The sequence below is a fragment of the Lacrimispora algidixylanolytica genome, from assembly GCF_003609635.1.
In the GTDB taxonomy this organism is placed as follows: Bacteria; Bacillota; Clostridia; order Lachnospirales; family Lachnospiraceae; genus Lacrimispora; species Lacrimispora algidixylanolytica.
In genome coordinates, this window is sequence record NZ_MCIA01000014.1 from 19,189 (window position 1) to 44,801 (window position 25,613).

Sequence of the window (25,613 nt, forward strand, 5' to 3'; positions counted from 1 at the left end):
GAGTCTGGCTTGTCAGACTCTAGCGCTGACGCGCTGTCACTTTAGTGACATCTTCCTCTTAAGCGTCATGTGCATCCTGCACGGAGTGCTTTTTATTTTATAGGGGAGTTCGTAGAACTTTCCTATAAAATAAAAAAATGCCCTGACAGTCGAAACCTGTCAGGGCATTCCTATTATTTATTCTTCTATTGTATCTTCACTGATGGTTAAAATCTCTTCTGCTTCTTCAAGACGGTCGTCAGATAATAAGATTTCATCATCCTCAGATAACATAATCTCTTCATCTTCTTCCAATACAACATCCGTACTTAAATTCATTTTACGGTAACGTCTCATACCAGTACCTGCCGGAATCGGCTTACCTATGATAACGTTTTCCTTAAGACCAATCAAGTGGTCTACCTTGCCGTTAATTGCGGCTTCGGTGAGTACTTTTGTGGTCTCCTGGAAAGAAGCTGCAGATAAGAAGGAGTCAGTTGCAAGAGATGCCTTAGTAATACCAAGCATAACCTGCTTTCCGTCTGCCGGTTCTTTGCCTTGTGCAATGAGTCCATCGTTTAAGTCAATATAATCAAGAACATCCATTGAGGTTCCTGGAAGGACATCGCTGTCTCCACTCTCCTCGATTTTGATCTTCTTAAGCATCTGTCGTACTATCATTTCTACGTGCTTATCATTGATTTCTACACCCTGAAGACGGTACACGCGCTGTACCTCCTGGATCATATAATCCTGAACGGCACGAACACCTTTAATCTTCAAGATATCATGAGGATTCACACTACCTTCGGTCAGCTCATCACCAGCCTCAAGCATCTGTCCATCCTGTACCTTAATTCTGGAACCGTAAGGAATCAGATAGGTTTTGGAATTTTCAGCATCATTCTCGTTTATGATAATCTCACGCTTTTTCTTGGTGTCCTTAATAGCAACAACTCCAGGGAACTCTGCGATAATGGCAAGACCTTTCGGCTTTCTTGCCTCAAAAAGTTCCTCGACACGAGGAAGACCCTGTGTGATATCACCACCCGCAACACCTCCAGTATGGAAGGTACGCATGGTAAGCTGTGTTCCAGGCTCACCGATAGACTGAGCAGCAATAATTCCAACTGCTTCCCCTACCTGAACAGGCTGACCGGTAGCCATGTTTGCACCGTAACATTTTGCGCAAACACCCATATGGGATTTACAAGTTAGTACATTACGGATCTTAATTGAGTCACGTCCGTTCTTTTCAAGCACCTTCATTACAATAGAAGCACGCTTTGGAGTACACATGTGGTTTGCTTTTACAATCACTTCACCGCTGTCCGGATCAATAATGTTTTCTGCAATAAACCTACCTGTAATACGCTCCTCCAAGCCCTCGATAACTTCTTCTCCATCTGTAAATGCCTTGATCTCCATAAACGGACTATCTTTGCCTTCACAACAATCGATCTCACGGATAATCATATCCTGTGATACATCTACCAGACGTCTGGTTAGGTAACCAGAATCGGCTGTACGAAGAGCTGTATCGGAAAGTCCTTTACGAGCTCCATGGGCAGAGATAAAGTACTCCAGTACGTCAAGGCCTTCACGGAAGTTAGACTTGATAGGAAGTTCGATGGTATGACCAGTTGTATCGGCCATAAGTCCACGCATACCTGCAAGCTGTTTGATCTGCTTATCAGAACCACGGGCTCCGGAATCTGCCATCATATAGATGTTGTTGTACTTATCAAGTCCAGTCAACAGGTCATGGGTAAGCTGATCATCGGTCACTTTCCATGTGTTAATAACTTCTTTATAACGCTCTTCCTCTGTAATAAGACCACGGCGGAAGTTCTTTGCAATCTGATCAACCGTTGCCTGAGCCTCTGCAATCAGCTTTGGCTTACTCTCCGGCACGGTCATGTCGGAAATGGATACGGTCATGGCTGCCTTGGTTGAGTATTTATAACCAATCGCCTTAATATCATCTAGGGTTTCTGCAGTCTGTACTGCTCCATGAACGTTAATAACCTTTTCAAGGATCTGCTTACACTGTTTCTTACCTACATGGAAATCTACTTCCATTAAGAGCTCATTACCTGGAATGGAACGATCTACGAAACCAAGATCCTGAGGAACGATCTCATTGAAGATAAAACGTCCTACTGTGGATTCCACGACTCCGCTCATCATGGTGCCATCTGGCATTCTCTTAGTAACTCTTGCCTTAATTCTGGAATGAAGGGTGGTTGCTTCATTTTCATAAGCGAGAATGGCTTCATTCACACTTCTAAATATCATGCCTTCGCCCTTTGCACCAGGACGTTCCTGTGTCAGGTAGTAAATACCAAGAACCATATCCTGTGAAGGAACGGCCACAGGGCCACCATCTGACGGTTTTAACAGGTTGTTAGGTGATAAAAGAAGGAAACGGCATTCTGCCTGAGCTTCTACGGAAAGAGGCAAATGAACCGCCATCTGATCTCCATCAAAGTCGGCGTTAAACGCGGTACATACGAGAGGATGAAGCTTAATTGCCTTACCTTCGACAAGAATTGGCTCAAACGCCTGGATTCCAAGTCTATGAAGGGTAGGCGCACGGTTTAACATAACCGGATGCTCTTTGATAACATCTTCAAGTACGTCCCATACCTCTGATTGAAGACGCTCTACCATCTTCTTGGCATTTTTTATATTATGAGCGGTTCCGTTAGCAACCAACTCTTTCATAACAAATGGTTTGAATAACTCAATTGCCATCTCCTTTGGAAGACCGCACTGGTAAATCTTAAGTTCTGGTCCAACGACGATAACAGAACGTCCGGAATAATCAACACGCTTTCCTAACAAGTTCTGACGGAATCGTCCCTGCTTACCCTTTAACATATCGGAAAGAGATTTTAATGCACGGTTTCCTGGTCCGGTTACCGGTCTTCCTCTTCTTCCGTTGTCGATCAGAGCATCAACCGCTTCCTGAAGCATACGCTTTTCGTTACGTACAATGATATCAGGTGCGCCAAGCTCTAACAGACGACCAAGACGGTTGTTACGGTTAATGATTCTTCTATAAAGATCATTTAAGTCAGAGGTAGCAAAACGGCCACCATCTAACTGTACCATCGGGCGGATATCTGGTGGTATGACAGGAACAACTTTCAGAATCATCCACTCAGGTAAGTTACCAGAATTACGGAAGGCTTCTACTACTTCAAGGCGTTTGATGATTCTAGCACGCTTTTGACCAGTCGCATCCTTTAATCCTTTTTTCAGCTCTTCTGACTCTTTTTCAAGATCAATGGAGTGTAACAATTCCAGAACAGATTCTGCACCCATTCCTACGCGGAAAGCGCCATGACCGTATTTTTCATTCTCTTCTCGGTATTCCTTCTCAGATAAGACCTGCTTATACTGGAGACCGGTATTACCGGCATCCAGTACCACATAAGATGCAAAATAAAGCACCTTTTCCAGGGTTCTTGGAGAAATGTCCAAAATGAGACCCATACGGCTTGGTATTCCCTTGAAATACCAGATATGGGAAACAGGGGCTGCAAGCTGGATATGGCCCATACGTTCCCTACGAACGCTGGCTTTTGTTACTTCAACGCCACATCGATCGCAGATAACACCTTTATAACGGATCTTTTTATATTTACCGCAATGACATTCCCAGTCCTTGCTTGGTCCGAAAATCCGTTCACAGAACAGACCATCCTTTTCCGGCTTTAAAGTTCTGTAGTTAATTGTCTCAGGCTTTTTTACCTCGCCGTGGGACCAATCCAGAATCTTTTCCGGAGAAGCCAGACCAATCTTTATGGCATCAAACGTCATTGGGTGGTAAGTTTCATTATTATCAGGCATAAGCGGTTCTCCCTTCTATTATTCTTCGTCTGAATCCTCAAGCTCTACGTCATCGAAATCCTCAATGGAATCTTCGACTTCGTCTGCTTCCTCTACTTCAACAACAGCAACCAGTTCATTATCTTTAAATTCCTGCTTCTGATAACCGAATTCAGCAAAGGGTTCTTCTTCACGATAACGTCTGTCACCTTCAATGATGGATCTCAAATCAGTCTCTTCGTAGTCTGTGTTTTCATTAAAGTGAACTTCGGTATTGTCGTCACGCAACAATCTTACATCCAGTGCCAGGGACTGAAGCTCCTTTAACAATACTTTAAAGGATTCCGGAATACCAGGCTCAGGGATATTCTCACCCTTAATAATGGCTTCATAAGTCTTTACACGACCCACTACATCATCAGATTTCACTGTCATAATTTCCTGAAGTGTATAGGATGCGCCATAAGCCTCGAGAGCCCAAACCTCCATCTCTCCAAAACGCTGTCCGCCGAACTGGGCTTTACCGCCGAGAGGCTGCTGGGTAACCAGAGAGTATGGTCCTGTGGAACGAGCATGGATCTTATCATCAACCAGATGATGAAGTTTTAAGTAATGCATGTGTCCGATGGTAACCGCACTGTCAAAATATTCACCAGTACGTCCGTCACGGAGGCGTACTTTGCCGTCACGGTTAAGTGGAACACCCTTCCATAATTCTCTATGCTCTAAGTGTTCGTTAAGATATTCAAGAACCTCAGGCTTTGAAATATCTTTATATTTGTCCTGGAAATCAGACCAACTCATATTTACATAATCATTGGCCATATCCAAAGTATCCATAATATCAATCTCGTTTGCACCGTCAAATACTGGAGTGGAAACATTAAAGCCCAAAGCTCTTGCTGCAAGGCTTAAATGGATCTCAAGTACCTGCCCGATGTTCATACGGGAAGGAACACCCAGAGGGTTTAATACGATATCAAGAGGACGACCGTTAGGAAGGAACGGCATATCTTCTACTGGAAGCACGCGGGAAACAACACCCTTGTTACCATGACGTCCAGCCATCTTATCACCAACAGAGATCTTTCTCTTCTGAGCAATATAAATGCGGACAGTTTCATTGACTCCAGGTGACAGCTCGTCGCCGTTTTCTCTTGTAAATACTTTTGCATCAACAATGATACCATAAGCGCCGTGAGGTACTTTTAAGGAAGTATCACGCACTTCTCTTGCTTTCTCGCCGAAGATGGCACGAAGAAGTCTCTCTTCTGCTGTCAGTTCAGTCTCTCCCTTTGGAGTTACCTTTCCAACCAGAATATCACCAGCACGAACTTCCGCACCAATACGGATAATTCCTCTTTCATCAAGATCCTTTAACGCATCTTCTCCAACACCAGGAACGTCACGAGTAATCTCTTCTGGCCCTAACTTGGTATCACGAGCTTCTGCTTCGTATTCCTCGATATGAACTGAGGTATAAACATCTTCCTGCACCAGTCTCTCACTTAATAAAACCGCATCCTCATAGTTATAACCTTCCCAGGTCATGAATCCGATTAACGGATTCTTACCAAGAGCGATCTCACCATTTTGGGTAGAAGGTCCATCAGCAATTACTTCGCCCTTAATTACGTGGTTGTTCTTAAAGACAATTGGTTTCTGGTTGTAACAGTTAGACTGGTTACTTCTCTTAAACTTAGTAAGGCGGTAAACATCTTTTCCACCATCAGAATCTCTGCGGATAATGATCTCATTGGAAGCAGATCTCTCTACCACACCAGTATTCTTTGCAATTAAACAAACACCAGAATCGACAGCTGCCTTCACTTCCATACCGGTTCCTACTGCTGGAGCCTCGGTAGTTAAAAGTGGCACGGCCTGACGCTGCATGTTTGATCCCATGAGGGCACGGTTCGCATCATCGTTCTCAAGGAAAGGAATCATAGCAGTCGCAACAGAGAATACCATCTTAGGAGAAACGTCCATCAAATCGATGTTCTTTTTCTGGAACTCAGAAGTCTCTTCGCGGTAACGACCGGAAATATTCTTATGAATGAAATGACCTTCGTCATCAAGAGGCTCATTCGCCTGAGCGACTACAAAGTTATCTTCCTCGTCAGCAGTCAGATAAATAACATCGTCCGTAACAATAGGATCCTGTTCATCTGTTTTATCTAACAAACGATAAGGAGCTTCTACGAATCCATACTGATTTACTCTCGCATAAGTAGCAAGGGAGTTGATCAGACCGATGTTAGGACCTTCAGGTGTCTCGATAGGGCACATACGACCGTAATGGGTATAGTGAACATCTCGAACCTCGAATCCGGCACGGTCTCTAGAAAGACCACCAGGTCCTAAGGCAGAAAGACGTCTTTTATGTGTCAGCTCTGCAAGCGGGTTATTCTGATCCATGAACTGAGACAACTGAGAACTTCCAAAGAATTCCTTAACTGCCGCAGTAACTGGCTTAATATTAATCAGGGACTGTGGTGTAATGCCATCCATATCCTGAGTTGTCATTCTTTCCCGAACCACTCTCTCCATTCTAGAAAGACCAATACGGTACTGATTCTGGAGAAGCTCGCCTACGGCACGGATTCTACGATTGCCTAAATGGTCAATATCGTCGGCCATACCAACTTCTTCTTCCAAATGAATGTTATAATTAATAGAAGCTAAAATATCTTCTTTTGTAACATGCTTAGGAACTAATTCGTTTAAATTTCTGTGAATTGCTTTTTTAAGAGCTTCTTGATCATCACTGCCAACTTCTGCCAGGATTTTTTCAAGAGCTGGATAGAATACTAACTCTGTAACGCCTGCATCCTTAGGATCAAAACTTACATGAGTAGATAAATCAACCATTAAGTTAGAAAGAACCTTCTGTTTGCGCTCCACACCTTCTAGCCAGACATAAGGAACCGCTGCATTTTGAATCGCTTCGGCAAGCTGCTTGTCTACTATAGTTCCAGCCTGGGCAAGAATTTCACCCGTTGTTGTATCAATTACATCCTCAGACAAAGTGTGGCCTGAGATACGATTTTTAAAATGAAGCTTCTTATTGAATTTATATCTTCCGACTTTAGCAAGATCATATCTTCTTGAGTCAAAGAACATGCTGTTTAACAAACTTTCAGCACTATCTACAGATAGAGGCTCACCTGGACGAATCTTCTTATACAACTCTAATAAGCCATCCTGGTAATTATCAGAAGTATCTTTACCAAAGCTGGCTAATAATTTTGGCTCTTCACCGAACAATTCTATAATCTCTGCATTGGTACCATAACCAAGTGCACGGATCAGTACTGTTACAGGGACCTTTCTGGTTCTATCTACACGTACATAGAAAATGTCGTTTGAGTCTGTCTCATACTCCAGCCATGCTCCACGGTTCGGAATAACGGTACACGCATAAAGCTCTTTACCTACTTTATCATGTTCGATACCATAATATATACCTGGGGAACGTACCAACTGGCTTACAATAACTCGTTCGGCACCATTAATAACGAAGGAACCGGTATCCGTCATAAGTGGTAAATCACCCATGAAGATCTCATGTTCATTAATTTCATCTTTATCTTTATTGCAAAGTCTTACCTTTACCTTTAAAGGAGCCGCGTAAGTTGCATCTCTTTCCTTGCATTCTTCTATTGTGTACTTGACATCATCTTTACATAGTGTAAAGTCGACAAATTCAAGACTTAAGTGTCCTGCAAAGTCTGCAATCGGAGAGATGTCTTCAAAGACTTCCTTCAATCCTTCATCAAGGAACCACTGATAGGAATTCTTTTGAATCTCAATCAGGTTTGGCATCTCAAGCACTTCTTTTTGTCTTGAGAAACTCATTCTCAGGCTCTTACCGGCTGGGACCGGACGCATTCTGCTTTTCTCCATTGACGTTTCACCCCTGTTTTCTTTCTAATTGTTTCTTTTGGGCATAGATGTCCCTACAAGGCACACAAAGCCACAATAGTGCACATTCCATAATATCATAGCGTTGTCAAGGTGTCAAGCATTTTTTGCTTGTATTTACCAAGAAAACGTGATATACTATCACAGATAGGCCCAATTTACAAAATGAACTATTGGAGGTATTCCCGGTGAGCACATTTTTAAACGTATTAATCGTGATTCTTTTCATCTTAGTTGTGGCTTTGGCAGTCCTTTACTTTCTTGGCAAGAAGCTGGAAAAGCGTCAGGTGGAACAGCAGCAGGCATTAGAAGCTGCAGCACAGACCGTTAACATGCTGGTTATTGATAAGAAAAAGATGAAGCTAAAGGATGCCGGACTTCCTAAGATTGTGTACGAACAAACACCAAAGTATATGCGCAGAACAAAGCTGCCCATTGTAAAGGCTAAGATCGGACCAAAGGTAATGACACTGATTGCAGATGCCAAAGTTTTCGAAGTCCTTCCTATTAAGACAGAAGCAAAGGTTGTGATAAGCGGTATTTACATAACCGAGATCAAGAGTCTTCGAGGTAAAGCAGTTCCTCCAGCTCCAAAGAAGAAATCATTTTGGGACAGGTTTAAGAAGAACAAAAAATAATAAGTGATTCCCATTACCCAAAGGTTTTGAGGCGAAAGCCCAGGAAGCGAGATATCTCGCACCTGGGCTTTTTTGTGTGCTTATATACTATAAACTTTGAAATAATCTGAAAAATCAGCTTGACATTGCATGAATTCATGATATAATGAACTTACAAACAAGTTAGCAACGACTAACCAAATAATAAATATGAACTTTTGAAAATAAATTACGGAACCGAAAGGAGAACTACTATGTTTAATCAAATCCAATTACCTTATGCTTATGACGCTTTAGAACCCCATATCGACGCTCTTACAATGGAGACTCATTATTCCAAGCATCATGCAGCTTATACAAAAAATTTAAACGATGCAGCTCAAAAAGCTGGAGTTGAAGATAAAGATATCACATTCTTACTCTCTTCCTTAGATAAGATCTCTGATGAAGCATTGAGAAAAGCAATCCGCAACAACGGCGGCGGCTTTTACAACCATAACCTGTATTTTAAAACAATGAGTCCTAGTGGCGGTGGCGAACCGGAAGGCGATCTAAAAGCAGCTCTTGATCAGGCATTTGGTAACTTCACTGATTTTAAGGATAAATTAAGCGGCTTGGCCGTCGGACAGTTTGGCTCTGGCTGGGGCTGGCTCTCAAGTGACCGAAACGGAAAATTAATTCTTTCCTCTAGCCCAAATCAGGATAATCCTCTTATGGAAGGCAATGGTCATGTTCCCCTTTTAGGCATTGATGTTTGGGAACACGCTTATTACTTAAAGTATAAGAACCTAAGAGCTGATTACATCAAAGCTTTCTTTGAAGTTGTTGACTGGAAGGCCGTGTCTGATAATTACGTTAACGTGATTAAGGGCTAACAAAAACTGTGATAACCTGTGATTTCAAATTATGTACTCCTCCAAAATAGACATTACAAATAAAGAATAAAAGGGAACCGCCTGGTATATAAATACCGGACGGTTCCCTTTTTATATGTTTCTTTTAATTTAATAGGTGTATATCAGCGGTGGCTTTTGAATGAATATCTAAATCAATATCACATTCAGAGATATGCTGATAATTAATATCCAACGAATATGCTACATGGACTCTTAAGCGGTCTTCTTCTTCAATGACTTGGATGTCGTTAGTATTTAATCCTATTATCAATTCCCCGTAAGGTGTTGCATAGCAGGCAATATTTTTCTTGTTTTTTTCAAATGTCATATGAACGCTAGAACTTCCACGTTTAATGATATCCAGACCGTAAGGACTTATTTTTATGGTATTTTTAATCACTCCTTCAAGTCCTTCCTGGACCTCATCATATAGAATGTAATGGTTTCCATTTTTAAGAAAGTAATCTCCGGAGGTGATCAACTCAACGGTGTTGTTATCTCCCTCTGCAATCTGTATCCCACTGATACTGATTAGGACATCTCTAGTCATAGTAAACTCCTTTAGAAATCTTCAATATTTATCTTCTTTGTCTGCTTTATCTGGTCTGGAAGAATCGAGGAGGCGAAGTTTGTGAACTTCTCCGCCAGGTCACTGACATAAAAATGATATTTGTCCTGGAAAGGCTCATCTGTATCATTTAATAGCTGGCTTTCACTTAACACCTGTTTTAATTCCAGGGCTGTCTCATAAGCTGGGTTTACCAATGTGACCTCAGGACCCATAACTCTTCCAACCGTGGAACGAAGCAGGGGATAATGTGTGCATCCCAGTACCAGTGTATCAATAAACTTCCCTTTTAATTCAGATAAATATCTGGAAGCAATTTCATCGGTCACAGAATCGTGAAGCAAACCTTCTTCTACCAGGGGAACAAATAAGGGGCAGGATTTTCCAATTACCTCTATGTCATCTCTCATCTCTTCCATCATCTTCGTGTATACTCCACTTCGGATGGTGCCTTCTGTTCCGATGATTCCTATCTTTCCGTTCCTAGTGGCTTCCACTGCAGTCTTTGCCCCTGCATGGATAACTCCCATCACAGGGATTTTTAGTTCCTGCTCCACTATCTCTAGAGCAAAAGCGGTGGCAGTGTTACATGCAATCACGATTGCCTTTACATCTTGAGTCATTAAAAAGCGTATGTTCTGTCTAGTGTAGCGGACAATGGTATCTTTTGATTTGGTGCCGTAAGGTACTCTTGCCGTATCACCAAAATATACCAGTCTCTCCTCGGGCATCTGCCTCATAATCTCCCGCACTACCGTAAGTCCACCTACTCCAGAGTCAAATACTCCGATGGGTGAATTTCTATCTGCCATGTTACCTCTCCTTTAGGACTGGGAGCGGTCCGCTGCATGTTTCAGTAGGCGGTTCACCAGTTCTTCTTTTGTAATGCCTGCAGCTTCCCATAACATGGGATACATGCTGATAGCCGTAAAGCCAGGCATGGTATTGATCTCATTAAAAACTACGGTTCCATCTTCTTTTACAAAGAAATCCACTCTTGCTAGGCCGTAACCATCGACTGCCTCAAAAATAGCAGTTGCAGCACTTCTAATCTTCTCTGCCGCTCCATCGGGAAGTACTGGATTTACTACTGTTTTAGAATCGGAATTATAATATTTTGCATCAAAATCGTAAAACTCGGCTGCTGCCACAATCTCACCTACGCCTGAGGCCTGGGTTGGTGTATTCCCTCCCCCAAAGACTGCGCATTCAATCTCACGGCCCACAATCATCTCTTCCACTAAAATCTTGCGATCGTGTTCTCCCGCCAAAATCAGTGCTTCTTTTAATTCCACTCCATTTTCTGCACGGCTTACTCCCTTTGAAGAGCCTGCATTGGAGGGCTTAACAAATACCGGATAGGTAAATTTATCTTCCACTTTTTTAACGATTGGGTCCAAATCCTGTAATTCACGACGCATCACTGCTACGTAATCCGCCTGTTTGACTCCCAAATCTTTTACGATAATCTTTGTATATAATTTATCCATGGATACCGCTGATGAAAGAACTCCGCAGCCGACATATGGAATACCAGATAGCTCCATAAGCCCCTGAATGGTTCCGTCTTCTCCATATAATCCATGGAGCACTGGAAATACCACATCAGCTTTTACAAGCTCTGTCTTATCTCCGTCTAGGAAAACCACGCTCTTCATGGTTGCATCTGGAGATAAAATCGCAGATACGCTGCCACTTTTCCATGTTCCATTTTGAATCGCTTCTATTGTATCTGTTTTGATCCAACGTCCTTCTTCCGTAATTCCAATGAGAATTAGATCGTATGTTTCTCTATTAATATGGTTAATGACATTGATGACCGACATGCAAGAAACCACATGCTCTGATGACTGGCCGCCAAATAGTACAACCGCATTTTTTTTGCCCATTTTAATCTCCTCACCAATTTCTTGATTTTACAGCGTTTATATTATAGCACATATGGTTACAATTACAAATAGAATCCATAAAAAAGGAGAACACCCATGAAACAGAAACGTGATTTATTCTTATGTATTACATGCTTATTGCTTGCACTTTTATTTTCTATGTCAAAGGAAAGAGGCGCAGAGGAAGCCATGGCCGCACGAATTGCACCTGAAATTCTTCGCTTCCATGTTTTGGCTAATAGTGACAGCACAGAAGATCAGAATTTAAAACTAAAGGTACGCACCCTACTCTTAAACACAATATATGAGGAAATGGGAGAAAATGCATCTTTAGAAGAAACAAAAAAATACGTCCGGACCCATAAGGACAGTTTAGAGAAAAAAGCAGAAATGTACATGAAGAATTTGGGATACGATTATCCCGCACATATGGAACTGGCCAACACTTATTTTCCTACCAAAACCTATGGTGATATGGTATTCCCTTGTGGCACTTATGAAGCTGTCAGGGTAAAAATAGGCGAAGGCAAAGGACGCAACTGGTGGTGTGTCCTTTATCCTCCGCTCTGTTTTGTGGATTCGTCTTATGCAGTTGTTCCAGATACCTCAAAAGAGATACTAAGAGAATCCTTAGATCCATCGGATTATTTAAAATTAAGTACGGAAAATCCAAAGATCCATGTTCGGCTAAAGCTTGTGGATCTATTAAAGAAACAGAAAGAGTCGAAAGAGCCTATTTCTGAGAATCGGAAATAATACCTTTTACTGCCCACTGATATGTGGTGTAGGCCTGATATAGCTCTGAATATGCGCTTTGCTTGGCTCCCTCTGCCTGTAAAAATGCCATCTGAGACTGAAGGTATGTAATTTTACTTAGCATACCCATCTGGAAGGAGCGCTCGGCTTTTCCATTGTCTAGTCCTGCCTTCTCATAGGAAGTGAGAGTTGCTTCGTAGGCTGTTTTAGCTTGCTTTACATTCTGGTAGAGTGACTGCATGGTGACTGCCACATTTTGCTCTCCTTCTGATACACTTGCCTGTTTGTTCTCCATGCCGGTTGTCGTCTTGTTGGAATTCGCCCGGCGCATATTGATAAGGTCATAATTATTGCCTATGGCCTTGGCAGTATCTGCCTGAAGATCGATGGAGGAAAGGGTCTGAAGGTCAAGCTCTGGAAGCCCTTCGATTGCTGGTATGGATTCACTTGAATATCCTGTCAGAAGCCCCAGGGAACGACGAAGACCATCAATGGTATTATCCAGATTCATGAGGGAGGACTGTGCAGACAGTAACTCCTTTTTTGCTGACAATACGTCAGTCTGAGTCGCAGTTCCTATTTTTAATCCAAGCTCCTGCGCCTCATAGGCTGCATTGCTTAATTCAACTACTTTTTGAAGCAGTGCTCTGTTTGCCGATGCATTGTTATAACCAATCATTACCTGATCTGCGATGTTTTCGTACTGTCTGGACATTTGAGTGATGTTAAAATTAATGGTTGAGTTCGACTGTTTTAGCTTTTTAATGGACTTCTGGGCAGTTTCCGCATTTGATTTCAATACTTTCACTGTTCCAACTAAAGTCATGTACTGTTCCATTCCTTCTGGCGTACTGGTTCCCCCGGAATCTTTTACTTCTTTTGCATCATCTTCCAGATCTTTGATATACTTTCTAAGATTATCATGGACATACTCTACATTTTCCACATTAATATTAAGACTATCTGCCATGTTCTGAACATCTGGATTGAAATATCTTACCAGATTGGAAAGCTCATCAAACTTTATGGTCTGATCATTGAGCTGGCTCCACTGCTCTGTTGTAATCCCTTCTGGAAGTGGCTTTTGGGCCTGCCCCGGTCCCTCCGCTGCATAGACGGAAAGAGCCGGAGTAGTAAAAATCACTACTGCAAGAAAAACTGGTAAAACGTTTCTACGCTTCATATCATGCGCCCCCTGCCGAAGCCAATCCGCTCACTGCATTGTCATAGGTCTGAACTGCTTGAAACAGTGTAAGCTGTGCTTTTTTTAAGGAAATGCTTTTTGTATTGAATGCATTTTTTTGTTTCATGTAATCCAGTCTGCTTAAAGTTCCTACCTGCTGCTTATGTTCTGCTGTCTCCATATTTTTGCTTTCCAGTTCAAGCTCAGCCATTGCCTGATCATAGGATGCCTTAGCCTGCAGTACAGCCTGTTGAGACTTTACAAGTTCTGATTTTATGGTCTGCTCATTGTTGGAAACGGTTCTCTTTAATGTTTCTTTCGTAATCTCTGCGGTGGCATTATTGAGCTTTCGTCTATTGATCTTTAAAGTATAATTATTATTAAGAGCTGCTTCTATATCAGTTTCCGGATTCATAGCTGCAATTCGATCAAAATTGACTGCTGGAATATCTAGGATCTCAGGAACGTCATTGTATTTCCAGCCAAGCATGATTAAAAGCTTTTGCCTTGTTTCTTCTACTGTCCCAGTCAGTTTTTCAATGGAAGCCTGAGCACTCTGAACACTCTCTTTTGTGCCCAGTACATCAGACTGTGTTGCCATACCCGCTCCCTGCTTTATAAGAGCAGATTGGTACTGAGCTTCTAAAAATTCAACACCGTCTTTCGCCGATTCTAATTCCAATTTTTGCTGATAGTAAGATATCATAGAGGACTGTGCCGAAGCCACAAGATTAGCTTCCTGCTGATCGTAAGTAAGCTGGTGTACCGTTAAGTCTTCTGTGTTCTTATCAGCAGCTTCATCTGCCTGAGCCGCTGCCACTGCACTCTGGGCATCTGTTGCTGCGTTATCACCTGAAATATTGCTTCTGGCATCACTGGCCGCATCCCGGTAGTACTGAGCATACTGATCGCTAGTGATTTTGTCGTCCTTTTTCTTATCATTGATATCGAGCTGATTTTTCTGGATCGTTACATTATACTCCCGAATCAGGCCTGACAGCTCATCGTATTCCATCACATTGTCTCTTAGCTTTGCCCACTCTTCCGGGGTTCTTGAAAACTCCGGACTGCCGGCCCATGCAGTAGCTGCCGGTCCGGAAAAAGCAAGCACAGCACTAAGACAACATGCACTGATCAGTTTCCACTTTCTCATCCTTAATCCTCCTTATTTGGTAATTCTATGATATCACAATGGTCACCCTGCCACCAATCCACTTTCTTCCATATCTGGCAGGGTAACTGGTTATTATTCAGGTACTTTTTTATCCTTTTTCTTCCGTCTCAAAATAGAATAGAGTACTGGGAGTACCAAAAGGGATAAAAGGGTGGAAGACGCAAGTCCTCCGATATTAACAAGCGCAAGCCCCTGCATCATCTCTCCATTCTCTCCACCTCTTGCAAGAGGAATCAGGGATAATATGGCGATCAATGCGGTCATAAGAATGGGGCGAAGACGTGTAAATCCTGCCTCAATAACTGCACTTCTGGTATCCATGGTTTCGTTATACTGGTTTGCACAGTCAACATAAAGAATACCAGAGTTTAAAACCGTACCGATGAGCACCAAGAATCCCAAAAGGGAAGTCATACTGATGCTTACATTGGTGATGAGCATGAGCCCAAAGGCACCAATAAAACTAAATGGAATGGTAGCCATTACCATGAGGGAGAAGATAGGGGACTCAAACTGAGCCGCTAATACAACGAATACAAGGAATATTGCCGTTGCGATAGCAAGGAACAAACCACCAAATTCATCAGACATGGATTCTGCCTCACTGTTTTGCCCTCTTGTAATGGTATCGGATAAATACTTTTTAACTACCTGATCATCAATTTCTTTGGTAACCATTTGTTTGTCTTTTTCTGTCTTAACCTTATCGGTAAAGGAACCAGTTACAGTAACCTGGTACTGTTTGTTCTTTCTTGTAATGGTAGACGCGCTATCTTCGTAACCAATAGAAGCGATATCCGTAATTGCTACAGAACCACCTGTTGCATTGGGGACCATGATTCCTTCTACTTTATCCAAAGTATCATAGGCATCCTCTGGATATTCCACTTTAACAGATATTTCCTGACCATCCTTATCAAAGGTAGTGGCCTCGACTCCGCTTAACATACTGTTAAACATTCCACCTACGGTTACCGGAGCAATCCCTTCTGCTGCTGCTTTAATGGGATCAACCTTTATCTTTACGACTGGTGCCGCATTTTCAAGGTCAGAATGAACCTTAATAAGCTCTGGACGTGTCGTAAGCTCTGTAACCATTTGGTCTGCTGTATCTTTTAGCCGATCAAGCTTTGCACCCTTTAAGATAACTTCAAAATCATTTTTACTACCAGAAGACTGCATGCTGGAAGTTGATGTTAAGGTGACATTACAGTCCGGAAGCTGACCCATTACTTTCTTCCATTTATTCATGATTTCTTTGGTGCTAAGTTCTCTTTCAGACTTTAAATAAGCAGTCAGAGTTGCATTAGAGGAACTGTCCATACTTACGGCATTACCGCCATAGGTTAATGTATAGGATTTTAAATCTTTTTCATCGCTAACTATGGTTTCTATCTGCTTAAGAACCTTATCTACTTCTTCGATCTTAAGGCCAGGTTTCACTTTTGTAGTGATGGAAATGGTACCTTGGTCTGTCTCAGGCATCAGCTCGAACTTAAGCTTTCCTGCTAGCATAAAGGACCCTACTAAAAGAAGTACGGCAACAATTAAAACCATTGCCTTTCTATCAAGAAGCTTTCCAATTAAATTCCGGTAGCCATTTTGCAATGCTTTTACAATACCACCTAGAGGAGAATTATGTTTCTCAACAGGACGGTATTTAAAATAGCAAAGAGGAACAATGGTCATCGCCGAAATCAGGGACGCCATCATACAAAATACAATGGTGTAGCCCAAAGGCTTAAATATCTGACCTGTCATACCTGCAAGGAATACAAGTGGAATAAAAACCACGCACTTGGTAATGGTACCGCCTAAAATAGACTGAAGCACCAGCTTGGTACCTTCTACCGCAGAGTACTCATAATCATCGTCTTTATGGATTCGGAAACAACTCTCCAATACAACGATGGAGTCATCAACCATCATACCTACACCGAGGACGATGGCACTCATGGTAATTAAGTTCATAGAAAATCCCATAACAGACATTAGAATGAGGGCGACTAAAATGGATACAGGAATGGAACTACCGACAATCAAGGAAGCCTTGATATCTCCGAAGAACAGAAAGATAATGATCATAGAAATAATAACTGCCAGGATCATAGTTTCTAATACGCTGTTTAAGGAAGCCTGAATTTGATTACTGGTGTCGTCGATGACCACGATATCCAGATTCTTATGTTCTGCCTTTAAAGTCTCAATTGTCTTTTTTACCTGCTTTGATACTTCAACAGCACTGCTCTTTTGCTGCTTGTTGACGGATAAGGTAACGGTATCTTTTCCATTGTATCGACCAATGGCATCCTGATCCTTAACCGTATCACCAATCTCTGCAATATCTTCTAAGTAAATGGTCTTACCATTTCCAGCTACGACAGGAATTTTCTTAAGCTGCTCCGCAGAATTCACCTCTACGGCTGTACTTACTGCCAGTTTCCTGTTTCCAACCCCAGTGGTACCTGCCGGATAGGTAAAATCGGCGGATTTAATGGACTGGACAATTGCATTCATATTCAAATGGTACTGATTTAATTTCTCTGGATTCAAACGGATCTTGATATATCCTTCTCGTCCTCCGTTGGTATCGATGCTTGCGATGGAGGAGATTTTTTCTAATTCCGGAACAATATCAGCTTTTACATAATTATAAAGATTTTCCTGAGTGGTATCATTGACAGCCAGAGACATGACTGGCATAGCACTGATATCTAACTCCATAATGGTTGGTGTCTTTACATCATCTGGAAGTTTTATGTTATCCATCTTCTTTTTCAAGTCAGAGTATGCTTTATCCATGTTGGTGCCGTATTCATACTGCAACATAATAATGGATACATTCTCCTTGGAAGTGGACTGAATGTTTTTAATTCCCGATAGAGTTGCTACTTCATCCTCTATAGGCTTACCAATTAAATCATTTACATCCTCAGGGCTGGCACCCTGATAAATAGTACTTATGGTTAGAATCGGGTAATTCATCTCCGGAAACAGCTCAAGCTTTGAAGAAAGTATGGAGGATAAGCCAAACACGATAAGACATATGACCACTAAAACTGTGGTAACGGGGCGCTTTAGAGCAAGTTTCGTTATTCCCATCTCTTTGCCCCCTTACTGTGCTGCTACAGAAGATTCTAAAGTAGTTCCCTCTGTCTCAGTCTTGGTTTCCGGTGCCGTTTCTTGTACTGCCTGATTCTCCTTGCTACCAGCATCGGAAAGAGTTACGACAGAACCATCGTACAATTCACTCGTCCACGTGGCAACGACCTGATCGTCAACCTGGATTCCTTCTTTAATCTCCATAAAGCTGTTATCAGCCAGGCCTACCTTAACTGCATTTTTCTTAAGCTTTCCGTCTACATATGTATAGATAAATGGATCTCCACCTTGATAATAAACACTGTCTACTGGTACGGTCATAACATTATCTGCCTTTTGAGAAATTACGTAAAGCTTAACTGAAGTTCCGGTTGCCAGAGTATTGCCATCTGGAATGGAAGCTTTTACTTTGAATAATCCACTAGCCTGATCAATCATGGTGCTTACTTCTGTAATAGCGGCGGAACGGTCAGTTCCATTCTTTTCAAGCTTTATACTGTCTCCTGTCTTAAGTCCGTTTACAATTCGTTCCGGCACATAAAATGTGACTGCTTTCCCACCTTCTCCAGAAATGACACAAAGAACTGTGCTTGGAGAAACCATATCATGAACCTTTACATTAAAGCTCTCCACCCGTCCGGAGATTGGTGCAGTCACCTGGCTGCTTTCCAGCTGGATGTTATAGCCTATCTTTGCATTATCATATTGAAGTTTTGCAAGCTGGACTTTGTCTACCAAAGACTGATAATCTGCCTCAGCTACATCTCCCGCCTGATAAAGGACTGTCATTCTGTCTAAATTTTTCTTGGCATCCTCGTAGCTGACTCTTGCAGTCTCAGCCGTGATTTTGGAGCTTTCTACCTGCTTCGTATCAATGACACAAAGCAACTGTCCAGCACTTACCATGTCACCGGTCTGAACTCCTGTGTTCGTAATCTCACCGCTCCCAAGTGGGGTTACGTAAACAATGCTGTCTGGTTCAATGGTTCCAATCAGTTCGCTGCTCAATTGAATATTCCGAGCTTCCGGCTTTACGACTGTTACAGTAGGGGGCACTTCTGCTACAATCTCTTCTTTATTGCCACCAAGTATTCTCGGAACTACCAGACCTGCCATGGCCAAAATCAGGATTACGGCTCCGGCAATTATTACGATCTTTTTCTTTGTCATAATTCACTCCTCATGTCTCATAATCATTTTAAATTCTGTTTACGAATTCCATACTGTAAAATATCTAATTTTTTACGGAAAACTTCCTTAATTTTTTCCTTGTCTTCCGGATGTGCGTAATACCACTCAAGGCCTTTTCCCAACTCAAAGAAAATTGTAGAGATTAACATACCAAAGGTTTCAATGCTCTGATCCCTAAAATCTGACTTATCAATGGATTCATGCATAACCTTAAGCATACAAAATTGTCCCGGAGTAATGTTGTGACACAAATGATTGGTCACTCCATACATCTGAACACTATCTACAATATTCTTAACTAATTGAAGCATACTTCCATCATTATAGAGAACACTGTCTTCTACAAAAGAATCTATAGTCTTCCAAAGATCCCCATGATTTTTTTTGGCGTTACTTTCCCAAGCACATTGAAAGTTATCACCAGCATCTTCAAATATGTAAGCAAGCAAATCATGCTTATCTTCAAAATAAGTGTAAAAGCTTCCTCTTGATATACCAGCGTGTTTTATAATTCGATTAATTGAAACCTTTTCAAATGGGACCTGGACGAACTCATCCCTGGCCGCTTTTATAATGATTTCCTTTTTTTCCTTCGGAAGGTTATAAAATCGTTCCGTAGGCATTTCCTCACCTCCCTCTTTCATGTCCCTGATATATTTGCGCAATATAAAAGGTGACAACATGCCATTTATTATAATGACACGTTGTCACCTTGTCAAGAAAGGTTACGTTTATTTAATATAGTTTCTCAAATTTTCACTTTTTCTTGTCCAGATGCTCTTTTAAGGCTTCATCGCTTTCCTCAATCCATAAATCTTCTTCTTCTTCATTAAGCCCCAGAAAACCGGCAAGGGATTCCGATGAGCTACTGCCGTTCCATTCATTGATATAATCATCAATATCTTCAAATTCAATCTCACCGGCCAGATATTTTTCCTTAAATGTCATATACAAACTCCTTTCCTTACTCGTGCTCTTTGATATTTCTTGAAACTGTAATTTCTTGATTATCAATATGTTCCCGCATGGCTTCCTTGGCTTCATCCACCTTGCGTTTTTTGACAGCTTCTAATATATTATCATGCTCCAGCAATAATATCTGTCGCTTATCTTTATCCTTAATATATTCTAATCGGTAGCGGTACATCTGCTCCCTTAAATTATTGATCATTTGTATTAGTCTGTCATTGCAGGTTCCTTTATAGATGACATCATGATATGCTTCATCTGTCTCTGCAATCTCCATAGGATTTCCGTTTAATACAGCATTTTTAAATTCTTCCTGTCTCTGCTCCAGCTCATCTACCGCATCTGGAAGCATACGCTGGCAAGCAAGTTCAATGGCCAGTTCCTCTAAGGATCTGCGGACCTCTAATACATCTCTTAAGCTTTTCTCAGAAATCTTCGCTACCTCAGCACCCTTTCTTGGGATCATGAGGACAAGTCCTTCCAGTTCAAGCTTACGGATGGCTTCCCTTATTGGAGTACGGCTAACTCCGAGGCGGTCAGCAAGCTGAATCTCCATCAGTCGCTCACCTGGTGCCAGTTCTCCTTTTAAAATCGCCTGTCTTAGCGTGTTGAAAACCACATCACGTAGCGGCAGATACTCATTCATATTGACCTTTAAATCATTGCCCATTGGTAACCTCCTTGGTATTATAAAAATTCGTTAAATAGACCTGTTTCACCAGACCTTTGCTTTCACCGTAACGCAGTTCTTCATAAGCATTTTCCGCTGCCTTGGGGCTTACAAATATGCCAAACACCGTAGGACCGCTTCCACTCATCAATGCGTTTACAGCTCCAAGCTCCTTTATTTTTTCCTTAATCTGTTCTATGACTGGATATTCCTTTATAGTGACCGTCTCTAAGATATTTCCAAGGCGCTGGGACACCTGATGGATGTTGTGACTTTTAATGGCCTCTATGATTCCGTCAATATCTGGGTGGTCCTCAGCCTTAAGTCCTTCCAGATTAAGATTATCATAAACAAATTTAGTGGATACCCCCACAGCAGGTTTTGCAATCAACACCTGACATTGAGGCATATCTGGAAGAGGGGTAAGAACCTCACCAATTCCTTCTGACAATGCAGTTCCCCTTAGCACGCAGTAGGGAACATCTGCACCAATTTTAACGCCTCGTTTCATAAGCTCTTCCCTGCTAAGTCCAAGCTGAAACATCTTATTCACACCAAATAATACGGCGGCTGCATCGCTGCTGCCTCCTGCCATTCCAGCGGATACCGGTATAAACTTTTTTAAAGTAATCCGGATTCCGTGAGAAACATGAAACTCATCCATTAAGAGCTTAGCCGCTTTGTATACCAAATTGTTCTCATTCACTGGTAAGTAAAACAAATTAGTAACAATCTCAATGCCTGGTGTTTCCTTTAAGTAAATATCGATCTTATCGTAAAGGCCCACGGTCTGCATGATCATGCGAACATCGTGGTATCCGTCTTCCCGTCTCCGCAAAACATCAAGCCCCAGATTAATTTTTCCATATGCTTTTAATCCCAGATGTCTTATCATAGGCAAACAGCCCTCTCTTTTGTATGGATTGTATTTTTGCATTTTTTTGTATACAGTATTTAGTATATACCCAAAATTGGAAAAGTACAAGTGTTATTCTTTTAACATGAAGGCAGGTGAAATTCATGAAAATTTTTCTCAAATAAGAAAGAGTCTGACTTGTCAGACTCTGGCGCTGACGCGCTGTCACTTTAGTGACATCTTCCTCTTAAGCGTCATGTGCATCCCGCAGGTCGTGCTTTTTATTTATAGGGGAGTTCGTAGAACTTTCCTATAAAATAAAAAGACTCCAGCAGTCATACTGCGGAGCCTCTTTTCTCTAATTCTCTTATAAAAACTCTTCCATCTCTTCTTCCATTGCCTTTAAATCAGAGGCATAATCCTTAAATGCGTCCTCGGCTTCGCACTCCTTTTTCCCTTTATAGCAGATTCTATGCTCCATGCTGGCCCATAAATCCATAGACATGGTACGAAGTTGAATCTCCACCGGGTAGTACTCCATTCCATCCGTATGATAGACTGGAACACCAAATACAATGTGATAGCTCCTATATCCATTGGCCTTTGGCTCTCTAATATAGTCACTCTCTTTTATAATTACAATATCGTTTTGTTTTTTTAAAAGGCTTACGACCGCATAGATATCTCTTACAAAGTAACAGATAATACGAATTCCTGCGATATCCGTCAAATAATCCCTGGAGGAATCTGTACTGATCTCATATCCGTTAATTTGAAGCTTCTTCTCTATGCTCTCCTTCTGCTTAAGCCTATGCTGAATGTGATGAATGGGATAATTTTGATACTTTCTTCTATAATCCTGATTCAGTACATCCACTCTGACCAGAATGTTCTTAAGCGCATCTTCATATGGCTGGACAAAGCATAGGTACTCTTCTTCGGTCATATTCCACCTCCCTGGCAATTCCTTATCACGGAAATTAAGTATAACCTTTTTTTGTGTCTAACTGGTGTACAAACTATGAATTAGAAGAAGGGGTTAATCCTGCTTTTCATCTTCTTCTTTGGTAGGGTTTTTATCACCCTTTGCCAATAGTATGCTGTTTACTGGAACCTCATCATCGTAAAAAAGTGGTTTCAGATCATCCGTAGGCTCTTCGGTTTTAGGCATGTACTTTTCAAAAACCGGAGACAGAATATAAGAATTTATAAATGCAAGAATAGGAAATCCAAACAACATAAAAATCATGAGTACAGGAGGTACTACGAATACAAATCCCATAACTATGAGTGCTACGTTAATCACAATCATTCCGATGGTACGGAATAAATGGCGTAAGGACATAAAAAATGCATTAAAAAAGGTTTTCTTTACTGAATTAAAAAATCTGGACTGAAGTGGGAAGATGTACATAAAAACCGCAGCATACACAATTGCCAAGGCTAAAAATACAGTCAACATCACAGTCTTTATCGTGCCGGAACCAGTGAATAATCTAGCAAAGAAATACAAATCCACTCCTAGGATTGCTCCAATTGCCAAAAGCACCAACCAAATCGCCGTAGCCTGTTTGAAATTCTCCTTAAATGATTTAAAAAAGGATCGAATGGTGTAACCGTCATCATCCCTTGCAAGCTTCAGCGTCACATAATAAACGGCTGTTGTGGAAGCCCCAATGGTAAAAATTGGTATACTAAATACAAGCCACAAAATATTTAATAGGATTAAATCTCCGAATTTGCCTATAAAGCGCCACACCGGATTATCATAATTAAAAAAACCAGATAGCATATGTCATACCCCTTCTCTCTTTAGCGTCAAATGTCATTATAGCGGATTTACTAATAAAAATCAAACATTCTTATTTATTTCATGGAAAATTTATAGTTTATTCTTAAATAACTCCCGGTAATATGATATAATCATTAAATAATTTGGAATATGATAAAAAAAAGGAGCGCATCATGACCCCATACGAAGACAAGACCATAAAGGATTCCCTGCGTGAGGAAAGAAAAAAGCTTAAGGATATGAATGGCAAGGACAAGCTCTGGTACATCTGGGAATACTATAAAATCCCTATTATCAGCGTATTTGTATCCCTATTTCTTATCATATCCATTGCCTCTGCCATCTATAGCAACCGGTTTGAAACAGCATTAAACTGTGTCATCTTAAACAGCCAGTTTACAAGCGAATCCACCTCTCCAGATGATTACTTTGACAAAGGCTTTCGTCAATATATCAATCTTCCAGAGGATACAAAGATCGAAGTGAATCATTCCATGTCCCTCTCTTTTGAAGAGTCTGCGATGAATGATTTCACATATGCAGAATTGGCAAAGCTTTCTGCCATGATCACCAGCAAGGAACTAGATGTAATGATCGGTAGAAAAGATTCCATCGATCATTTTGGTAAGATGGACGGCTTTACGGATTTAAAGGAAATCCTTTCCCCCGAAGAATATGAGAAAGTAAAAGATAAAATTTATTTTGTAACCTCTGATGAAACCGGACAAAAGGTAGCCGCAGGTATCTTAATCGACGAAGCAGATTTTGAGAAAAAAACCGGACTACTCATTGACGGACCTATTCTTTCGGTTATGATAAACTCCACTCATAAAGACACAGCACATGACCTGATTCGTTACATGTTTGGGCTATAAGGGTAAAACCAAGGGCTTCTATCAGTTTCATGGAAGGCAGATTGTCCTGAAGGATTCTTGCATAGATTTTGGGAGCGATTCTTTCACTGGCATAAGAGACGATAGCCTTACACCCTTCTTTGGCGTAACCATTCTTTCGATAGGAAGAAAAGATGTGATATCCCAGCTCTAGCGGGGTATCTTTTTCTTTTATAAAGGGGAGAAATTCTTCCATACCGGAAAGATCCATTGGAATAATACCAGCTTTTCCTACAAGCATTCCTGTCTTATGATCCATAAGCGCCCATATGCCGTACTCAAAAAATCCGTATTGACACCGAATATAATCGTTTAAAGAATCTTGATGGTAAAAAACCGCTCCGTTCTCTCCCCCATCTGGCTCACGAGGAACCTTGTGGCTATCGTCTGATATAAATTCCCTGACAATAAGCCTGTCTGTCTTTACAATCTGAAAGGGAAGTCCATGCCTTCTTCTTACTACCTTTTCTAAAAACTCAGTATCAATGTCTTTTATCGATTCCACTATATAGACAGCCGGGGAGAGGGATTGCCCTGGATCACTTCTATCCCATAAGCCAATAACAGCCCTGCCTTCTGCATAAGCAGAACACAGGGCCTTTGAATCGTCAGACACGGTAATCTTATATTTAGTTCCTTCTATTATGATTTCCCGTTCCAGAGTCATAGAATTAAACGGTTTCTGGTTCTGGAAATTCTTCTCCAAAGGTATCCGCTGTTACAGACTTGATCTTCTGCTCGTTCATAGGACGATCGCCGTGATCTGTTTTAACATCAGCAATCTTGTTAACAATATCCATTCCTTCAATTACTTTACCAAATCCAGCATAAGCGCCATCTAAATGAGGAGATGCCTTATGCATGATAAAGAACTGAGATCCTGCAGAGTCTGGATGCATGGATCTTGCCATAGAAAGTACGCCTTCTGTGTGCTTAATATCATTTGCTACGCCATTCTGGCTAAATTCACCTTTAATGGAATATCCAGGACCGCCTGTCCCTGTACCCTGAGGACAACCTCCCTGTAACATAAAACCATTAATAACTCTGTGAAAGATCAAACCATCGTAAAAACCTTTTTTTATAAGACTTAAATAATTATTTACTGTGTTAGGTGCGATCTCTGGATAAAGTTCTGCCTTGATCACATCTCCATTTTCCATTGTAATTGTAATAACCGGATTTTTCATATCTTTCTTCCTTTCCCGCCGCTTAAGCTCACGTATGTCTGTATTTTATCAAATCCTTTTGTTTTTGTCTAGTTGTTCATATTTTGTTTCAATTTCATTCAAAAACCTTTTACACCATTAACATGAT

The 25,613-nt window shown here is 41.3% G+C and carries 21 protein-coding genes; 4 read left to right on the top strand and 17 right to left on the bottom strand.

Going from position 1 to position 25,613, the window contains the following annotated elements; translation table 11 throughout:
- Nucleotides 1–177 precede the first annotated feature (177 nt).
- Complete coding sequence (gene rpoC / locus BET01_RS09925; RefSeq protein ID WP_120196646.1) at nt 178–3,837, bottom strand: DNA-directed RNA polymerase subunit beta'; 3,660 nt, start codon at nt 3,835–3,837, stop codon at nt 178–180.
- Between the two features lie 18 nt (nt 3,838–3,855).
- On the bottom strand, nt 3,856–7,722 hold the full coding sequence (gene rpoB / locus BET01_RS09930; protein WP_207667595.1) for a DNA-directed RNA polymerase subunit beta: 3,867 nt from the start codon (nt 7,720–7,722) through the stop codon (nt 3,856–3,858).
- Between the two features lie 206 nt (nt 7,723–7,928).
- Here rpoB and BET01_RS09935 point away from each other — a divergent pair, with 206 nt between their 5' ends.
- Both BET01_RS09935 and BET01_RS09940 read left to right on the top strand, forming a co-directional pair.
- A complete protein-coding gene (locus BET01_RS09935) occupies nt 7,929–8,378 on the top strand; it encodes a hypothetical protein (RefSeq protein ID WP_120196648.1) in 450 nt (149 codons plus the stop codon).
- A gap of 233 nt (nt 8,379–8,611) precedes the next feature.
- A complete protein-coding gene (locus BET01_RS09940) occupies nt 8,612–9,232 on the top strand; it encodes a superoxide dismutase (protein WP_120196649.1) in 621 nt (206 codons plus the stop codon).
- A 124-nt stretch (nt 9,233–9,356) separates the two neighbouring features.
- Here the strand turns inward: BET01_RS09940 and BET01_RS09945 are convergent, their stop codons facing one another.
- The 3 genes from BET01_RS09945 to BET01_RS09955 are packed head-to-tail and all read right to left on the bottom strand — an operon-like array spanning nt 9,357 to nt 11,710.
- A complete protein-coding gene (locus BET01_RS09945; RefSeq protein ID WP_120196650.1) occupies nt 9,357–9,803 on the bottom strand; it encodes a DUF1934 domain-containing protein in 447 nt (148 codons plus the stop codon).
- 11 nt (nt 9,804–9,814) lie between these two features.
- Nucleotides 9,815–10,633, bottom strand: a complete 819-nt coding sequence (gene murI / locus BET01_RS09950) for a glutamate racemase (protein WP_120196651.1) — start codon at nt 10,631–10,633, stop codon at nt 9,815–9,817.
- Between the two features lie 12 nt (nt 10,634–10,645).
- Nucleotides 10,646–11,710 carry a D-alanine--D-alanine ligase family protein gene (locus tag BET01_RS09955; protein ID WP_120196652.1) on the bottom strand — a complete coding sequence of 355 codons (1,065 nt, stop codon included), beginning with the start codon at nt 11,708–11,710 and terminating at the stop codon, nt 10,646–10,648.
- A 96-nt stretch (nt 11,711–11,806) separates the two neighbouring features.
- On the opposite strand from BET01_RS09955, the gene spoIIR reads away from it, so the two are divergent.
- Entirely contained in the window at nt 11,807–12,466 is a 660-nt protein-coding gene (spoIIR, locus tag BET01_RS09960) for a stage II sporulation protein R (RefSeq protein WP_120196653.1), read from the top strand.
- On the opposite strand, the gene BET01_RS09965 is transcribed toward spoIIR, so the two are convergent.
- The 10 genes from BET01_RS09965 to BET01_RS10010 form a co-directional block, all read right to left on the bottom strand.
- Nucleotides 12,444–13,649 carry a TolC family protein gene (locus BET01_RS09965; RefSeq protein ID WP_120196654.1) on the bottom strand — a complete coding sequence of 402 codons (1,206 nt, stop codon included), beginning with the start codon at nt 13,647–13,649 and terminating at the stop codon, nt 12,444–12,446. The two genes, spoIIR and BET01_RS09965, sit on opposite strands and share 23 nt — an antisense overlap.
- Before the next feature lies 1 nt (nt 13,650).
- A complete protein-coding gene (locus BET01_RS09970; RefSeq protein WP_120196655.1) occupies nt 13,651–14,802 on the bottom strand; it encodes a TolC family protein in 1,152 nt (383 codons plus the stop codon).
- Nucleotides 14,803–14,895: 93 nt separating this feature from the next.
- Nucleotides 14,896–17,925 (bottom strand): efflux RND transporter permease subunit, encoded by a 3,030-nt coding sequence (locus tag BET01_RS09975; protein WP_120196656.1) that lies wholly within the window; start codon nt 17,923–17,925, stop codon nt 14,896–14,898.
- A gap of 12 nt (nt 17,926–17,937) precedes the next feature.
- The gene (locus BET01_RS09980; RefSeq protein ID WP_120196657.1) at nt 17,938–19,095 is read right to left on the bottom strand and encodes an efflux RND transporter periplasmic adaptor subunit; all 1,158 of its coding nucleotides are present in this window, start codon (nt 19,093–19,095) and stop codon (nt 17,938–17,940) included.
- 23 nt (nt 19,096–19,118) lie between these two features.
- Entirely contained in the window at nt 19,119–19,739 is a 621-nt protein-coding gene (locus BET01_RS09985) for a TetR family transcriptional regulator (protein WP_120196658.1), read from the bottom strand.
- 133 nt (nt 19,740–19,872) lie between these two features.
- Nucleotides 19,873–20,064, bottom strand: coding sequence for a hypothetical protein (locus BET01_RS09990; protein ID WP_120196659.1), 192 nt, complete (start codon nt 20,062–20,064; stop codon nt 19,873–19,875).
- 16 nt (nt 20,065–20,080) lie between these two features.
- Nucleotides 20,081–20,755, bottom strand: a complete 675-nt coding sequence (locus tag BET01_RS09995; RefSeq protein WP_120196660.1) for a GntR family transcriptional regulator — start codon at nt 20,753–20,755, stop codon at nt 20,081–20,083.
- Nucleotides 20,745–21,650, bottom strand: coding sequence for a 4-(cytidine 5'-diphospho)-2-C-methyl-D-erythritol kinase (gene ispE, locus BET01_RS10000; protein ID WP_120196661.1), 906 nt, complete (start codon nt 21,648–21,650; stop codon nt 20,745–20,747). The genes BET01_RS09995 and ispE overlap by 11 nt, the downstream gene beginning before the upstream one ends.
- A gap of 328 nt (nt 21,651–21,978) precedes the next feature.
- The gene (locus BET01_RS10005; protein ID WP_120196662.1) at nt 21,979–22,557 is read right to left on the bottom strand and encodes a GTP pyrophosphokinase; all 579 of its coding nucleotides are present in this window, start codon (nt 22,555–22,557) and stop codon (nt 21,979–21,981) included.
- Between the two features lie 93 nt (nt 22,558–22,650).
- A complete protein-coding gene (locus tag BET01_RS10010) occupies nt 22,651–23,403 on the bottom strand; it encodes a YesL family protein (protein ID WP_120196663.1) in 753 nt (250 codons plus the stop codon).
- A gap of 173 nt (nt 23,404–23,576) precedes the next feature.
- Between BET01_RS10010 and BET01_RS10015 the strand changes: the two genes are divergently transcribed.
- The gene (locus BET01_RS10015) at nt 23,577–24,278 is read left to right on the top strand and encodes a hypothetical protein (protein WP_120196664.1); all 702 of its coding nucleotides are present in this window, start codon (nt 23,577–23,579) and stop codon (nt 24,276–24,278) included.
- Here the strand turns inward: BET01_RS10015 and BET01_RS10020 are convergent.
- Nucleotides 24,214–25,002 carry a GNAT family N-acetyltransferase gene (locus BET01_RS10020; protein WP_147422806.1) on the bottom strand — a complete coding sequence of 263 codons (789 nt, stop codon included), beginning with the start codon at nt 25,000–25,002 and terminating at the stop codon, nt 24,214–24,216. The genes BET01_RS10015 and BET01_RS10020 overlap by 65 nt on opposite strands.
- Nucleotides 24,968–25,486, bottom strand: a complete 519-nt coding sequence (locus tag BET01_RS10025) for a peptidylprolyl isomerase (protein ID WP_120196666.1) — start codon at nt 25,484–25,486, stop codon at nt 24,968–24,970. Before BET01_RS10025 ends, BET01_RS10020 begins: the two co-directional genes overlap by 35 nt.
- Between the last annotated feature and the right edge of the window lie 127 nt (nt 25,487–25,613).

Bases quoted from the DNA above. Each gene is read 5' to 3' on its own strand.
- rpoC (WP_120196646.1), bottom strand. From the start codon at position 3,837: ATGCCTGATAATAATGAAACTTACCACCCAATGACGTTTGATGCCATA.
- rpoB (WP_207667595.1), bottom strand. From the start codon at position 7,722: ATGGAGAAAAGCAGAATGCGTCCGGTCCCAGCCGGTAAGAGCCTGAGA.
- BET01_RS09940 (WP_120196649.1), top strand. From the start codon at position 8,612: ATGTTTAATCAAATCCAATTACCTTATGCTTATGACGCTTTAGAACCC.
- BET01_RS09945 (WP_120196650.1), bottom strand. From the start codon at position 9,803: ATGACTAGAGATGTCCTAATCAGTATCAGTGGGATACAGATTGCAGAG.
- murI (WP_120196651.1), bottom strand. From the start codon at position 10,633: ATGGCAGATAGAAATTCACCCATCGGAGTATTTGACTCTGGAGTAGGT.
- BET01_RS09955 (WP_120196652.1), bottom strand. From the start codon at position 11,710: ATGGGCAAAAAAAATGCGGTTGTACTATTTGGCGGCCAGTCATCAGAG.
- spoIIR (WP_120196653.1), top strand. From the start codon at position 11,807: ATGAAACAGAAACGTGATTTATTCTTATGTATTACATGCTTATTGCTT.
- BET01_RS09965 (WP_120196654.1), bottom strand. From the start codon at position 13,649: ATGAAGCGTAGAAACGTTTTACCAGTTTTTCTTGCAGTAGTGATTTTT.
- BET01_RS09970 (WP_120196655.1), bottom strand. From the start codon at position 14,802: ATGAGAAAGTGGAAACTGATCAGTGCATGTTGTCTTAGTGCTGTGCTT.
- BET01_RS09975 (WP_120196656.1), bottom strand. From the start codon at position 17,925: ATGGGAATAACGAAACTTGCTCTAAAGCGCCCCGTTACCACAGTTTTA.
- BET01_RS09980 (WP_120196657.1), bottom strand. From the start codon at position 19,095: ATGACAAAGAAAAAGATCGTAATAATTGCCGGAGCCGTAATCCTGATT.
- BET01_RS09985 (WP_120196658.1), bottom strand. From the start codon at position 19,739: ATGCCTACGGAACGATTTTATAACCTTCCGAAGGAAAAAAAGGAAATC.
- BET01_RS09990 (WP_120196659.1), bottom strand. From the start codon at position 20,064: ATGACATTTAAGGAAAAATATCTGGCCGGTGAGATTGAATTTGAAGAT.
- BET01_RS09995 (WP_120196660.1), bottom strand. From the start codon at position 20,755: ATGGGCAATGATTTAAAGGTCAATATGAATGAGTATCTGCCGCTACGT.
- ispE (WP_120196661.1), bottom strand. From the start codon at position 21,650: ATGATAAGACATCTGGGATTAAAAGCATATGGAAAAATTAATCTGGGG.
- BET01_RS10005 (WP_120196662.1), bottom strand. From the start codon at position 22,557: ATGACCGAAGAAGAGTACCTATGCTTTGTCCAGCCATATGAAGATGCG.
- BET01_RS10010 (WP_120196663.1), bottom strand. From the start codon at position 23,403: ATGCTATCTGGTTTTTTTAATTATGATAATCCGGTGTGGCGCTTTATA.
- BET01_RS10015 (WP_120196664.1), top strand. From the start codon at position 23,577: ATGACCCCATACGAAGACAAGACCATAAAGGATTCCCTGCGTGAGGAA.
- BET01_RS10025 (WP_120196666.1), bottom strand. From the start codon at position 25,486: ATGAAAAATCCGGTTATTACAATTACAATGGAAAATGGAGATGTGATC.